11 protein-coding genes are annotated in these 14,381 nt (G+C 40.9%); all 11 read left to right on the top strand.

Going from position 1 to position 14,381, the window contains the following annotated elements:
* The first annotated feature begins 109 nt into the window (after nucleotides 1–109).
* The 11 genes from recA to cotE all read left to right on the top strand — a co-directional run bounded on the left by recA (nucleotide 110) and on the right by cotE (nucleotide 14,308).
* Entirely contained in the window at nucleotides 110–1,150 is a 1,041-nt protein-coding gene (gene recA, locus ACSSTM_RS03420; RefSeq protein ID WP_034662211.1) for a recombinase RecA, read from the top strand.
* Between the two features lie 500 nt (nucleotides 1,151–1,650).
* Nucleotides 1,651–3,213 carry a ribonuclease Y gene (rny, locus tag ACSSTM_RS03415; protein WP_003211958.1) on the top strand — a complete coding sequence of 521 codons (1,563 nt, stop codon included), beginning with the start codon at nucleotides 1,651–1,653 and terminating at the stop codon, nucleotides 3,211–3,213.
* A gap of 88 nt (nucleotides 3,214–3,301) precedes the next feature.
* Entirely contained in the window at nucleotides 3,302–4,096 is a 795-nt protein-coding gene (locus tag ACSSTM_RS03410; RefSeq protein WP_034662209.1) for a TIGR00282 family metallophosphoesterase, read from the top strand.
* Nucleotides 4,097–4,297: 201 nt separating this feature from the next.
* On the top strand, nucleotides 4,298–4,558 hold the full coding sequence (spoVS, locus tag ACSSTM_RS03405) for a stage V sporulation protein SpoVS (protein WP_003211281.1): 261 nt from the start codon (nucleotides 4,298–4,300) through the stop codon (nucleotides 4,556–4,558).
* A 202-nt stretch (nucleotides 4,559–4,760) separates the two neighbouring features.
* A complete protein-coding gene (locus ACSSTM_RS03400) occupies nucleotides 4,761–7,805 on the top strand; it encodes an efflux RND transporter permease subunit (RefSeq protein WP_420734923.1) in 3,045 nt (1,014 codons plus the stop codon).
* 175 nt (nucleotides 7,806–7,980) lie between these two features.
* On the top strand, nucleotides 7,981–9,045 hold the full coding sequence (tdh, locus tag ACSSTM_RS03395) for an L-threonine 3-dehydrogenase (protein WP_375567516.1): 1,065 nt from the start codon (nucleotides 7,981–7,983) through the stop codon (nucleotides 9,043–9,045).
* Nucleotides 9,042–10,223 carry a glycine C-acetyltransferase gene (locus ACSSTM_RS03390; RefSeq protein ID WP_437403992.1) on the top strand — a complete coding sequence of 394 codons (1,182 nt, stop codon included), beginning with the start codon at nucleotides 9,042–9,044 and terminating at the stop codon, nucleotides 10,221–10,223. Before tdh ends, ACSSTM_RS03390 begins: the two co-directional genes overlap by 4 nt.
* A gap of 101 nt (nucleotides 10,224–10,324) precedes the next feature.
* Nucleotides 10,325–11,440, top strand: coding sequence for an MrcB family domain-containing protein (locus ACSSTM_RS03385; RefSeq protein ID WP_052004387.1), 1,116 nt, complete (start codon nucleotides 10,325–10,327; stop codon nucleotides 11,438–11,440).
* Nucleotides 11,441–11,530: 90 nt separating this feature from the next.
* Complete coding sequence (miaB, locus tag ACSSTM_RS03380; protein ID WP_060596336.1) at nucleotides 11,531–13,057, top strand: tRNA (N6-isopentenyl adenosine(37)-C2)-methylthiotransferase MiaB; 1,527 nt, start codon at nucleotides 11,531–11,533, stop codon at nucleotides 13,055–13,057.
* A 1-nt stretch (nucleotide 13,058) separates the two neighbouring features.
* On the top strand, nucleotides 13,059–13,493 hold the full coding sequence (locus tag ACSSTM_RS03375) for a RicAFT regulatory complex protein RicA family protein (RefSeq protein ID WP_003211238.1): 435 nt from the start codon (nucleotides 13,059–13,061) through the stop codon (nucleotides 13,491–13,493).
* Between the two features lie 269 nt (nucleotides 13,494–13,762).
* On the top strand, nucleotides 13,763–14,308 hold the full coding sequence (cotE, locus tag ACSSTM_RS03370; protein WP_003212450.1) for an outer spore coat protein CotE: 546 nt from the start codon (nucleotides 13,763–13,765) through the stop codon (nucleotides 14,306–14,308).
* Nucleotides 14,309–14,381: the final 73 nt, after the last annotated feature.

The following is a 14,381-nucleotide window of genomic DNA, read 5'->3' as shown; positions in this document are numbered from 1 at the left end:
TTAAAAATCTGCCAAGAAAAAATCGAATATGTGTTCGTTTTTTCTTGGCAAATGACGTAAAACAAGGTATAGTATAGATAGTGGAATTGATAAAGGAGGAAACAATAGAATGAGTGATCGTCAAGCAGCCTTAGATATGGCTCTTAAACAAATAGAAAAACAGTTTGGTAAAGGCTCTATTATGAAACTAGGAGAGCAAACAGATACACGCATTTCAACAGTACCGAGTGGTTCGTTAGCACTTGATACTGCACTTGGAATAGGTGGATATCCTCGCGGCCGTATTATTGAAGTATATGGTCCAGAGAGTTCTGGTAAAACGACAGTAGCACTTCATGCCATTGCTGAGGTTCAGCAGCAGGGAGGACAAGCTGCATTTATCGATGCAGAGCATGCGCTCGATCCAGTTTACGCTCAAAAACTAGGTGTCAATATTGATGAGCTGTTACTTTCTCAGCCTGATACAGGAGAACAAGCACTTGAAATTGCAGAAGCTCTTGTCCGTAGTGGTGCAGTTGATATTGTTGTCATTGACTCAGTAGCTGCTCTTGTACCAAAAGCAGAGATTGAAGGGGACATGGGTGATTCACATGTTGGTTTACAAGCACGTTTGATGTCCCAAGCACTTCGTAAACTATCAGGTGCCATTAATAAATCGAAAACCATTGCCATCTTTATTAACCAAATTCGTGAAAAAGTTGGGGTCATGTTCGGTAACCCTGAAACAACGCCAGGTGGACGTGCGCTTAAGTTCTATTCGTCTGTTCGTTTAGAAGTGCGCCGTGCTGAACAGCTGAAGCAGGGCAATGACATTATGGGGAATAAAACGAGAATTAAAGTGGTGAAAAACAAAGTAGCACCGCCATTCCGTATTGCAGAAGTAGACATTATGTACGGTGAAGGAATCTCAAAAGAGGGAGAAATCATCGACCTTGGAAGCGAACTAGATATCGTACAAAAGAGCGGTGCTTGGTATTCTTATCAAGAGGAACGTCTTGGGCAAGGCCGCGAAAATGCGAAACAGTTCCTTAAAGAAAACAAAGATATTCTTCTCATGATTCAAGAACAAATTAGAGAGCACTACGGTTTGGACACAAACGGAGTGAAAGCAGCTGAAGAAGAAGAAGGACAAGAGGAATTGGAAATTTAAAGACTAAAAGACGCTGAAAAGCGTCTTAGATGGTTGACAAAGGGCTAAAATGATCTTTATTTTAGCCCTTTGTCTTCTTTTCAGCGTGATAGAAAACCTTTGAAGTCTAGGAAGGGCGAGTACCGGAGCGGAGCGAATTAAACATTCGTGAGCACCGGAGCGCAGACCTGACACCGAATGCGAGGGTTTGTCTACACGCTAAAGACGCTGAAAAGCGTCTTTTTTTTACATTTACATGACAGCTAGCAGGTCAAAAGTTCTGTCTTTGCTTGAAATAACGACTTACGCCTCAGTCTGACTAGCTTGACAAGTATTTCCGACACAATTACAATGGGAATGTATCACTTGTTTTTCTTAACATGATTGATAACTAATTTAAACTTGACAAGGGCAGTGAGGATCTCATTCCCTGTGAAGGCCCTGTATGTTGAGACACAAAACAATGTACATGCCGACACTTTATTTGTAAAACCAAGTTCATAGCAAGAGGAGGTGAAAATATGTCGCCTACGATGTTTACGATCATCTCCATTTTGCTGAGCCTAATCTGTTTAGTTGTTGGCTACTTTGTTCGTAAAACCATTGCAGAAGCAAAAATATCCGGCGCAAGAAACATGGCCGAACAAATTGTTGAGGATGCAAAGCGTGATGCGGAAGCATTGAAGAAAGAAGCGCTCTTGGAAGCGAAAGATGAAATTCATTCCTTTCGTGTAGAGGCGGAGCAAGAAGTTCGTGAAAGACGTAATGAGCTTCAAAGACAAGAAAACCGTTTACTTCAAAAAGAGGAAAATCTTGATCGCAAAGACGAATCTTTAGATAAACGGGAGTCCCTGTTGGAGAAGAGAGATCATTCTCTGAATGAACGACAACAACATATTGAAGAGATGGAAAGCAAAGTGGATGATATGATTCGTTTGCAGAAAGCCGAGTTAGAACGCATTTCTAGTTTAACTCGAGATGAAGCGAAACAAATCATTCTGGATCAAGTTGAAAATGAGCTTTCCCACGACATTGCAGTCATGACGAAAGAATCTGAAAACCGAGCGAAAGAAGAGGCTGATAAAAAGGCGAAAAACATTCTTTCACTTGCGTTACAGCGTTGTGCAGCTGATCATGTAGCTGAAACGACGGTATCTGTAGTCAATCTTCCAAATGATGAGATGAAAGGTCGTATTATCGGACGTGAAGGACGAAATATCCGTACGTTAGAAACGTTAACAGGTATTGACTTGATCATAGATGATACACCTGAAGCTGTTATCCTATCGGGCTTTGATCCGATTAGACGTGAAACAGCGAGGATAGCTCTGGACAAGCTAGTCCAGGATGGCCGCATTCATCCTGCACGAATTGAAGAAATGGTGGAAAAATCACGCCGTGAAGTCGATGATTATATCCGTGAGATGGGTGAGCAAACGACATTCGAAGTCGGAGTTCACGGTCTGCATCCGGATCTCATCAAAATTCTCGGTCGCTTAAAATTCCGTACAAGTTATGGACAAAATGTCCTGAAGCATTCAATTGAGGTTGCACATCTTGCAGGTCTCATGGCTTCAGAGCTTGGAGAAGATGCAAAGCTTGCAAAACGAGCAGGTCTTCTGCATGACATTGGAAAAGCCATTGATCATGAAGTAGAAGGAAGCCACGTAGAAATTGGCGTTGAGCTTGCGACGAAATATAAAGAGCATCCTGTTGTCATCAACAGTATTGCCTCTCACCACGGTGACCAAGAACCGACATCTATTATCGCTGTTCTTGTTGCGGCAGCAGATGCATTATCTGCAGCACGCCCTGGTGCAAGAAGTGAGACGCTTGAAAATTACATTCGGAGACTTGAGAAATTAGAAGATATCTCTGAATCTTATGAAGGTGTTGAAAAATCGTTTGCGATACAGGCTGGACGTGAAGTACGTATTATGGTGAAGCCAGATTCAATTAATGATCTTGAAGCTCACCGTCTAGCAAGGGATATTCGTAAGCGGATTGAGGACGAGCTCGATTACCCTGGTCACATTAAAGTGACGGTCATTCGAGAAACTCGCGCAGTAGAGTATGCAAAATAGAGCGGTGCGCTTAGCGCCGCTTTATTTTTTTGTGTAAATATGCAACACTGATAAGAAGTCAATTTATAAGAGAAAGGGTTCAAAGCGCATGAAAATATTATTTGTTGGAGATATCGTCGGTTCACCTGGACGAGACACACTGAAAGAATACTTGCCAAAGTTGAAGAAGAAATATCAGCCCCACTTTACCATTGTCAACGGAGAAAATGCTGCTCATGGGAAAGGGATAACTGAAAAAATCTATCATGAGCTGCTGCAAGCAGGAGCTGACGTGCTTACAATGGGCAACCATACATGGGATAAAAGAGATATTTTTGATTTCATCGATGACGCAGCCAACATGGTTCGTCCGGCGAACTTCCCAGAAGGCACACCTGGTAAAGGTCTTACGTTTATAAAAAAACAAGGAAAAGAACTGGCCGTCATCAATTTACAAGGACGCACTTTTTTACCGCCAATTGACTGCCCGTTTCAAAAAGTAGACGAGTTAATTGCGGAAGCATCCAAACGTACACCGTTCATTTTTATTGATTTTCATGGTGAAGCCACAAGTGAAAAGCAAGCGATGGGCTGGTATACAGACGGCCGTGCATCATGTGTCGTTGGAACGCATACACATGTTCAAACAGCAGATAACCGCGTTTTGCCAAAAGGAACTGCGTATATTTCAGATGTGGGAATGACAGGACCTTATGATGGCATTTTAGGTGTTGATCGGGAGACGATTATTAAACGATTCAAAACGAGTCTTCCAGTCCGTTTTGAGATTGCAGAAGGACGCACAACACTAAGTGCAGTAATCGTAGAAATTGACGAACAGTCGAAAAAAGCTGTCAAAATTGATCGAATTTTGATAAATGATGACCATATTTTCTTTGAATAAATGTTCACATATTTATTTCAGAAAAATATTAATCAGAAAGAAGGAATATGCGCCCTCTATCGTGAATATAGTAAAAATGGTAGGTAGCCTGCTATTTTTGAAAAACATTTTGGGGATGGATTTTCAAAAAATAGCATCATCTAACAAAGATTGTTCTAATGAACACTCACTTATCCATTGTAAATTTAAGGGGGAGCAGAAATGGAAATTTTAAAAGTTTCAGCAAAGTCAAATCCGAATTCAGTAGCAGGAGCATTAGCAGGCGTTTTACGTGAACGCGGTGCAGCGGAAATACAAGCAATCGGCGCTGGAGCGCTGAATCAGGCGGTCAAGGCTGTAGCCATAGCAAGGGGATTTGTTGCACCAAGCGGAGTGGATTTGATATGCATTCCAGCCTTTACTGACATTCTTATCGATGGAGAAGAAAGAACAGCAATCAAATTGATTGTTGAGCCGCGATAATTCTAATTTTATTATTTTCAACCTGCTTACATCATGTGAGCAGGTTGTTTTTGTTTACCACTATACATTTCTTATATAACATATTCAGTTCATGAAATAGATAAAAATGACATATTAGAGCTTGCATTTTTTCACCAGAATGATAAATTAAGATGAAGTTAAAAATACTTCATCAAAAATAAATATTTAAGTAGGTGAAATAATGATTGAAGCTTTTTTGAAAAGAGGAAAGCTTGTTTTTATTTTATTTTTTATTGTTCTCATTGCTGGCGGCTATTTATTCGCGCAGCTCCCTAAACGAGAACTGCCAGAATTCCAAGCGAATATCGTCACGATTTCCACCGTGTTTCCTGGTGCGGATGCAAAACAGGTGGAAAGTAATGTAACCAATAAGCTCGAATCAGCCATATCTGATATCAATGGTGTAGAGAAAACGAGCTCTGTTTCTGCCATTGGTTTTTCAAATATTGTGCTTGAAATTGATGATCAAGCCGACTTTCAAAAGGTGGCAAGTCAAATTAAGAATGAAACCAGGAGTGCTGCGTCGTCCTTTCCTAATGGAGTGATGGAGCCGGATGTAAAGGATGAGTTCGGCAACGTGCCGGTTGGTTCTTATATGGTTGTGGCGAGTCAATTAACGGACTTGGCAAAAAGTCAGGAATCGCTGCGTGCGTTGAAGGAAAAGGTTGAGGACATCAAAGGGGTAGACAGTGTCGTCATCAAAGGATTCAATGACAAACAAGCGGTATTAAACTTAGATTCAAGTAAATTGGAGGATGAAGGGTTAAATGTAACGGATGTCACAAATGCCATCAATCAGGAATTTGACACATCTCCACTAGGCGACATTCGGGCAGGCGGCGAGAAGGTTAAGCTGTCCATTGATGCCTATGACCGTTTGGATCAAGTGAAAAAGATTGAGCTTTTCTCCAAAACGAACCGTGAGCCGGTCACAATCAGTCAGCTTGGCAGCTTAAAAGAAGTAGAAAAAGAGAAAAGTGACATTGTGTCGTATAACGGAAAGCCCGCCTATTCATTTACAGTCAATATCAAACCCGGGCTGGATATTCCTAAAATGTACGACAAAGTCAGTGATGTTATTAAGAAAGAGAAGCAGCTTCCAAATGGTGTGGAGTGGGTAGACTACTATTCACAAAAAAGTGATGTGGATGCTATTTTTAATGATTTGATAAAAGAAGCCATTGTTGCGGTCATCGCTGTCATTATCGTCACCACACTTGGTCTTACCATTGGCGGTGCGTTCATCGTTTCACTTGCCATCCCATTATCGATCACAATCGGAACGATTCCGCTGCCATTTTTACAAGTGGACCTCAATCAGATTTCGATTATCGGCTTTATCATTGCCCTAGGAATACTTGTCGATGATGCCATTGTCGTCAACGATAATATTTTAAGGCAGATGAAAAAATACGAAAGTCCGCTTAAAGGAACGATTGCAGGTGTGAAAGAAGTTGCAGGGTCTATTTTGACTTCAACACTTGCGGTTGTGTTTGCTTTCTTGCCACTTGTTTTCTTATCAGGTGCAAACGGTTCATTTATACGAGCATTACCGTCTGTCCTAGTCACGACTGTACTTGCGTCTATGGTGATTTCTCTGACACTAGTGCCAGTCTATCAATATACCGTGAGCCGAAAAAGAAAGAACAAGAAAATTCAAAAAGAGCCAGGATTCCTAGGCAAACCGTTAAAAAAATTAGCTGATTTTTATGCAGACCGTGTGCTGACGAACATTGTGAAGCGTCCGCTGCTTATTGGCCTAAGTGGTTTGCTCGTTGCAACGCTTGCCTTTTTACTGATTTTCGTCACACCATTTGAATTTTTCCCTGCAGCGAATAAAAAAGAAGTGGTTGTCACTGTCACACTTCCAAGTGAAACAACATTAGACAAAACAAATGAAACATTAGAGAAAATAGAACAAGAGATGAAACAGCAGAAAGGCATTGAAGAGACGGCGATCTTTGCAGGCGGCGGTGTACCGAACCTGTTTAATGAAAGTATCTCAAATTCAAGTGATCATACTGGTCAAGTTGTCGTGAGAGTAGACAATGATCAGATGACGAGTAAACAATTGATAGATCGTATGACAGAGCCATTGCGTAAGAAATTCAAAGATGCTGATATTTTTATGAAAACCATTGTTCAAGGGCCGCCAACCGGTGCGCCTGTGACAGTAACCATTGCGGGTGACTCTTTTGCAAAGCTCATTAATATCAAAGAAACGCTCACAAGTGAAATGAAAGAAAAAGGAGCGAGCTTGATCACTGACGATGTCAATCAGCCGGTAAAAACCATCTCCTTTGAGTTAAACCGTGACCGAATGGCAGAGGATGGGCTCAGCGCTCAGTTTGTCAGCAGACAGCTCGGTCTTGTGACAGAAGGCATGCCATTAGGCAGCTTTAAACAAGGAACAAAAGATATCGACCTAGTGGTCAAACAGGATATGGCTACACACCAAAATGGATTAAAGCTAAAAGAAATAAAAGTGCCTGTCAATTCAAATGAAGGTGGTATGCCTTCACTCGAGCCGCTTAGCCGATATGTAAAAGAAAAAGAAACAGAGCAGTACGAAAGCATTCCACATGAAAATGGAATTCCGACCATTACGCTGAAGGCGTACCCTGGCACGTCAGAGTCGTTTAAAGATGACATGAAAGAAGTCGTCAATCAAGTAGGAAAAACGGATGCAGCGAAGGAGCTAACCATTTCTCAAGGTGGAGAAAATGAAGATCAAACCCAGTTCTTTATTGAAATTAGTCTCTTATTTGGGGTTGTCTTGCTGCTCATTTATGTGACCATCGCTTTTCAGTTCAATTCATTGATGCTTCCATTGTTAGTTCTAGGTACGGTTTACTTAGCGATATCTGGAGCTGTAATAGGACTGTTTGTCACACAAACACCGTTCAGCTTCATGGCAACAATGGGAATTGTCTCATTAGCTGGTATCGTGGTCCGAAATGCGGTTGTCTTGTTCGAATTTATTGAGCAGCGGCGTAAGCAAGGATTCGATCAACAGACAGCTGTCATTGAAGCGGGAAGAGCTAGGATTAGGCCAATTTTACTAACAGCATTTACAGCACTGGTTGCCCTTATGCCTGTAGCATTAAGTAATGATCCGCTCTTTAAGCCGCTGGCAATCTGCATAGTTTCGGGTGTCTTTTTCTCAACGATTCTCACACTCTTCATTGTGCCAGCCTTATATATTGCCGTTTCAAAAAGACGGTGACGCAAAAAGCAAATCTCCTTCTCTACGGGGATTTGCTTTTTTTTTTAGAAAAATATCCAAAAAAATATGTGGAGTGTTCATTTGTCTTTTTACAGTAGACAGTGGTATTTACGTCTAAAATAAGACGTGTTAAAATCTCATTGGGAGAAGTTTTTTAACAAAGGGGTTGTACGTCATGTGTGGAACGATGAAAGCAATTGTTAAAAAAGAAAGCGCTTACGGAGCGGTACTGATGGAAATGCCGATTCCAGAAATCAATGATCATGAAGTATTGATTCAGGTGAAAGCCACTTCGATATGCGGAACAGACGTGCATATTTATAACTGGGATGACTGGGCAAAGGGAAGAGTTAAAGCGCCCTACATTTTTGGACATGAATTTACAGGGGAAGTTGTCAAAGTAGGGAAGCAAGTCTCACGTGCAAAAGTAGGGGATTTTGTATCGGCAGAGACACATGTTGTATGTAATCAGTGCTATATGTGTTTAACCGGGCAGCAGCATTTGTGCAGTGAAACGAAAATTTTAGGGGTAGACATTGACGGCTGCTTTGCTGAATATGTCAAAGTACCTGAACAAAATGTGTGGCACAATCCAGCTCAAATGCCAGTAGAGCTTGCATCTATCCAAGAGCCGCTTGGAAATGCTGTTCATACAGTGCTGCACACACCCGTTTCAGGTAAGTCAGTGGCGATTTTTGGCTGCGGACCAATCGGTTTAATGGCGATCGCCGTCGCGAAAGCTTCCGGTGCTGTTCAAGTGTTTGCCGTCGATCAAAACGAATACAGGCTGGATCTTGCCCGAAAAATGGGGGCAGACCATATCGTGGATATTGGAAAAGATGATCCTGTTGAGGTGATTAAGCAGTTCACACGGATGGAAGGAGCAGATGTGATATGCGAGATGTCAGGACATCCAGTTGCCATTAATCAAGCACTCGAAGCTTGTGCAAATGGAGGGAAAGTCAATATACTAAGCTTGCCAGAACGGCCAGTGACAATTGATATTACGAATCAAATTGTTTTTAGGGGATTAACCGTCCAAGGAATCACGGGGAGAAAAATGTTTGAGACGTGGCGTCAAGTATCTGAGCTGTTAAGAACGAATACCATCGATGTCCAGCCAGTTGTCACCCATACGCTGCCATTTGAACAGTTCGAAAAGGGATTTGAACTCATGAGAAATGGTACGTGCGGAAAGGTCGTACTGATGATGACATCAAATCAAAGGGGGAAGAAATGATGAAAGAATTCACGTATTTACAAGGTGAACTGGAAACAATGAAGCAGCAAGGCACCCACCAAACATTGAAAGAGATCGACTCAAAACAATCATCCACTGTGACATTAAATGAACAATCTGTCATACAGCTCTCCTCAAATAACTACTTAGGCCTCACCTCACATCCAAGGCTGATGAAAGCGGCAAAAGAGGCAATTGATGAATTTGGTGCTGGCACAGGGTCTGTACGAACCATCGCCGGCACAATGACGATGCACGAACGTCTTGAAAAAAAGCTCGCTGCATTTAAAAAGACAGAGGCAGCCCTTGTGTTCCAATCAGGCTTTACGACCAACCAAGGGGTCTTATCAAGTATCCTGACAAAAGATGATATTGTTATTTCAGATGAACTGAATCATGCCTCAATCATTGACGGCATCCGATTAACAAAAGCAGATAAAAAGGTATACGGTCATTCCAATATGGAAGAGCTTGAGAAAATTTTAAAGAAATCTATGAATTACCGCGTGCGTCTCATCGTCACAGATGGTGTGTTCTCGATGGATGGAGATATTGCGCCACTTCCTGAGATTGTGAGGCTCGCAGAAGCATATGATGCATTTGTGATGGTAGACGATGCGCATGCCTCAGGCGTGCTTGGTGAAAATGGCCGCGGGACAGTCAACCATTTTAAACTCGACGGCAGAGTGCACATTCAGGTTGGGACACTTAGTAAGGCTGTCGGAGTGCTCGGCGGCTATGTAGCGGGATCAGCCGTTTTAATCGACTACTTAAAGCATAAAGCAAGGCCGTTTTTATTCAGCACCTCACATCCGCCAGCTGTGACTAGAGCCTGTGAAGAAGCCATTGAAGTGCTGTTAGATGAACCAGAGCGAATTAGCACACTCTGGGAAAACGTCGCCTATTTCAAAGAAAAAGTCGTCAGCCTTGGGTTTCAAGTTGCTCCGACAGAAACACCGATTATTCCAATTATGATTGGAGACGAAGCCCTTACTTTCCGCTTTTCAAAGGCTTTAATAGAGCGAGGCGTGTTTGCTCAAGGCATCGCCTTCCCAACTGTGGCAAAAGGAAAAGCGAGAATTAGAGCCATCATCACAGCAGAGCACACAAAAGAAGAACTAGACCGTGCACTGACGGTGATCAAAGAAGAAGCAAAAAAACTGAACATACTTGATTGAGAGAGCGCAGGCTCTCTTTTTTTGCACTATTCTTTCCATATTTCATCAAATCTACCGTTTGTTATGTATAATGTATGTAAAAAGATCTATTGAGGTAAGTGATGAGAGAAATGTTATTTAATAAAGATGAGTTTTATAAGCAATTTTTAGATTATAAGAACAATGCAAGAACAGATAAGAATCACCATTTTCACAAAATGTTTAATAAAGAAATACCAAACAAAATTCAATGTGAATTAGAAAAACGTCATATGAGGAATTTGGATAGGATCGATATTAAAGCATCTACAGGAAATGGAAAAGTTGCAGAATGTTTTTGGATTGCACTTTTAGACAGGAGATTAACCACAAATCCTAATTCCCAAAAAACAACGACACAAAAAGGAATATTTATTGTTATTTTATTTGCTGAGAACGGGGAAGATTTTTATTTAACAATTGAAACTGGAACTGAAAATTTATCTTTGTCTGAAATTAAAGAAGAGGCAGCCGTTTGGAGGGAAAGGCTACAGCCAGAATTAAAGCACCATAAAAGATTAGAGGGCTTTCATATAGGTGATTTTCATTTGGGTAAATCATTAAGACCTAAAAAATATGTAGCAAGCTCATTGGTCTTTAAAAAGTATAATATTGATCATTTTGACCATCACCAATTAATAGAAGATATCAATTCTTTAAACGAGTTTTTTTATGATTTTGTTTACGAAGTATATTTGGATCAGGACCTTACTCCAAAAGTGGAACATCAGAACAAATTTAAAAGAAAAAGAATCATTCATAGAGATGTTTATAAACAATTAAGAGAAGAAAGAGCAAAGCAAAACGAAGAGACAGGTAGAATAGCTGAGAAATTTGTTTATCATATGGAAGTAGAGCAATTAAAAGCAGCGGGTCAGGAACAATTAGCGGAAGCTGTCAATTGGGTGGCTGAAACGGAAGATGGTCATGGATTTGATATCAAATCTTATTACCCCGATGGAAAAGAGAAACTCATAGAAGTAAAAGGATCTAAACTGACTCATCAAGACTTTCCATTCTTCTTATCTGAACAAGAAAGAATGGTAGCAGAAGAAGAAAAAGAATCATATGTGATTACTTTAGTTGAGAGTGTCGGTACAAAGCAGATGAAAATTGTCAAAGAAATACAAAACCCTTTAGGCAAAGACGATCTACATCTGAAACCTACTCAATATTCATGCAGAATTCGTGTGGATTGAAAAGTGATGGCACATATGAATTTATTTTCAATTCATCACAAAATAGTCTATACTGTAGGGTGGAGCTTGGTTTGAAAGGAGTACAAATTCATGAATGAAGAGCAGAGAAAAGCGAGCGGACAAGTAAGTTCATCGGACAAAAAATCCGAGAAGGACTACAGCCAGTATTTTGAAGCTGTGTACATTCCGCCTTCCTTAAAAGAAGCAAAAAAACGGGGTAAAGAAGAAGTCGAATACAATCAATTTCAAATTGACGAGCGGTTTCAAGGGTTAGGGAACGGCCGCAAGTTTTATATTCGCACATATGGCTGTCAAATGAATGAGCATGACACAGAAGTGATGGCTGGTATCTTTATGGCGCTTGGTTATGAGCCAACAAACTCAACGGAAGATGCAAATGTCATCTTATTAAACACTTGTGCGATTCGTGAAAATGCGGAAAACAAAGTGTTCGGAGAGCTTGGTCATTTAAAAGCATTAAAGCGTGAAAAGCCAGATTTAATTTTAGGTGTCTGCGGATGTATGTCGCAAGAGGAATCTGTCGTCAACCGTATTTTGAAGAAACATCCATTTGTTGATTTGATTTTCGGTACACACAACATTCACCGCCTGCCAGAGTTGTTATCTGAATGCTATCTTTCAAAAGAAATGGTCATCGAGGTTTGGTCAAAAGAAGGCGATGTAATTGAAAACCTTCCGAGAGCCCGCCAAGGAAAAATTAAGGGCTGGGTGAATATTATGTACGGCTGTGATAAATTCTGTACATACTGTATCGTCCCTTACACGCGCGGTAAGGAAAGAAGCCGCCGCCCGGATGAAATTATTCAAGAGGTCAGACGTTTAGCGGCAGAAGGATATAAGGAAATTACCCTTCTTGGTCAAAACGTGAATGCGTATGGAAAAGATTTTGAAGACATGGAATATGGTCTTGGACACCTGATGGATGAGCTGCGTAAAATCGATATTCCGCGTATCCGTTTTACAACAAGCCACCCGCGTGACTTTGACGATCACTTAATTGAAGTGCTTGCTAAGGGTGGGAACCTTCTCGATCATATTCATTTGCCAGTTCAATCAGGCAGTTCTTCTGTCTTGAAACTTATGGCGAGAAAATATGACCGTGAGCGTTATCTTGATCTTGTGCGCAAAATCAAAGAAGCCATGCCAAATGCTTCATTAACAACGGACATTATTGTTGGGTTCCCAAATGAGACAGATGAGCAGTTTGAGGAAACACTTTCCCTCTATCGTGAGGTTGAGTTTGATGCCGCTTATACGTTCATTTACTCTCCAAGAGAAGGAACACCAGCAGCGAAAATGCAAGACAACGTGCCAATGCATGTGAAAAAAGAACGTCTGCAGCGCCTGAATGCCCTCGTGAATGAAATTTCCGCGAAAAAAATGAAGGAATATGAAGGGCAGACTGTCGAAGTATTAGTAGAGGGTGAAAGTAAAAACAACCCTGAAATCCTAGCCGGATATACAAGTAAAAGCAAGCTTGTGAATTTTAAAGCACCAAAAGAAGCGATTGGCAACATCGTCAAAGTGAAAATCACACAAGCCAAAACTTGGTCTCTTGACGGAGAAATGGTTGGAGAAGCTATCGAGGTGAATTAAAATGACGCTTTATTCAAAAAAAGAGATTGTCGAGCGTGCAAGAGAGCTCGCTAAAATGATTTCTGAAACAGAAGAAGTTGATTTCTTCAAGAAAGCAGAAGCGCAAATCAATGAAAATACAAAAATTTCAACGATTATTAATCAAATTAAGGCGCTTCAAAAACAAGCTGTGAATTTAAAGCATTACGGCAAACATGAAGCCTTAAAGCAAGTGGAAGAAAAAATCGATGCCCTGCAAGAAGAACTGGATGAAATCCCGGTGATTCAAGAATTCAAAGAATCACAAGTGGAAGTCAATTCCCTGCTTCAGCTCGTAGCGCATACGATTTCTAATCAAGTAACAGATGAAATCATTCTTTCAACCGGCGGTGACCTCTTATTAGGAGAAACCGGTTCAAAAGTGAAAAACTCATCACCAAGTTGCTCCATTAAATGAGAAAACCCCGCAGATGCGGGGTTTTTTGCTTTGCTACCATCATTTTTTGAAAGAACAGAAGAAATTCACCCTTTCCGTTCTACCTCTTGCTTCGTCACCCCAAAATCTCTCACTCTCCAACTTTTCCAATTTTCAAGGCAAGTTTATGGGCGACCATGCATACACTGAAACAGAAATGAATTTAATTGAACATGAAGTTCAAAATCGTGACACACTAGACGAATGCCCAGCATAAGATAAAACGATCAAGAACAAGGAGGCATGCCGGAATGTCTGAATACAGAGAGATTATTACAAAAGCGGTGGTTGCAAAAGGGAGGAAATTCACCCAAAGCACACACACCATTTCTCCATCGCAAAAACCAACCAGCATCCTAGGTGGTTGGATCATTAATCATAAGTATGATGCTGAAAAGGTCGGTAAAACTGTTGAGATTGAAGGAACCTTTGATATTAACGTATGGTATTCTTACGCTGATAACACAAAAACAGAAGTCGTCACAGAACGGGTGAAATATGTAGACATCATCAAACTGAGATATAAAGATAAAAATTTCCTTGATGATGAGCATGAAGTGATTGCAAAAGTGCTGCAGCAGCCCAATTGCCTAGAAGTGACCATTTCACCAAACGGCAATAAAATTATCGTTCAGGCAGAGCGTGAATTCATTGCTGAAGTGGTAGGAGAAACAAAAATTGTTGTAGAGGTCAATTCAAGCTGGAAAGAAAAAGATGATCACGAGTGGGAAGAAGAGGTGGATGAGGAGTTAGAGGATATTCATCCAGAATTCCTAGCGGGTGATCCAGAAGAATAATTCATGACTAGGGCGCATATCCCCCTAGTTTTTTTGTGCCCTTATCTAGGAGAAAAAAGGTGATTTTTTATGC

The sequence above is a fragment of the Bacillus sp. RK1064 genome (genome assembly GCF_051488405.1).
Lineage (GTDB): Bacteria > Bacillota > Bacilli > Bacillales > Bacillaceae > Bacillus.
The sequence above is the reverse complement of the archived record's forward strand: the minus strand, read 5'-3'. Positions and strand labels throughout refer to the sequence as shown.

What these genes read in the sequence shown, in the direction of transcription:
- recA (WP_034662211.1), top strand. Translation starts at nt 110, where the DNA reads ATGAGTGATCGTCAAGCAGCCTTAGATATGGCTCTTAAACAAATAGAA.
- rny (WP_003211958.1), top strand. Translation starts at nt 1,651, where the DNA reads ATGTCGCCTACGATGTTTACGATCATCTCCATTTTGCTGAGCCTAATC.
- ACSSTM_RS03410 (WP_034662209.1), top strand. Translation starts at nt 3,302, where the DNA reads ATGAAAATATTATTTGTTGGAGATATCGTCGGTTCACCTGGACGAGAC.
- spoVS (WP_003211281.1), top strand. Translation starts at nt 4,298, where the DNA reads ATGGAAATTTTAAAAGTTTCAGCAAAGTCAAATCCGAATTCAGTAGCA.
- ACSSTM_RS03400 (WP_420734923.1), top strand. Translation starts at nt 4,761, where the DNA reads ATGATTGAAGCTTTTTTGAAAAGAGGAAAGCTTGTTTTTATTTTATTT.
- tdh (WP_375567516.1), top strand. Translation starts at nt 7,981, where the DNA reads ATGTGTGGAACGATGAAAGCAATTGTTAAAAAAGAAAGCGCTTACGGA.
- ACSSTM_RS03390 (WP_437403992.1), top strand. Translation starts at nt 9,042, where the DNA reads ATGATGAAAGAATTCACGTATTTACAAGGTGAACTGGAAACAATGAAG.
- ACSSTM_RS03385 (WP_052004387.1), top strand. Translation starts at nt 10,325, where the DNA reads ATGAGAGAAATGTTATTTAATAAAGATGAGTTTTATAAGCAATTTTTA.
- miaB (WP_060596336.1), top strand. Translation starts at nt 11,531, where the DNA reads ATGAATGAAGAGCAGAGAAAAGCGAGCGGACAAGTAAGTTCATCGGAC.
- ACSSTM_RS03375 (WP_003211238.1), top strand. Translation starts at nt 13,059, where the DNA reads ATGACGCTTTATTCAAAAAAAGAGATTGTCGAGCGTGCAAGAGAGCTC.
- cotE (WP_003212450.1), top strand. Translation starts at nt 13,763, where the DNA reads ATGTCTGAATACAGAGAGATTATTACAAAAGCGGTGGTTGCAAAAGGG.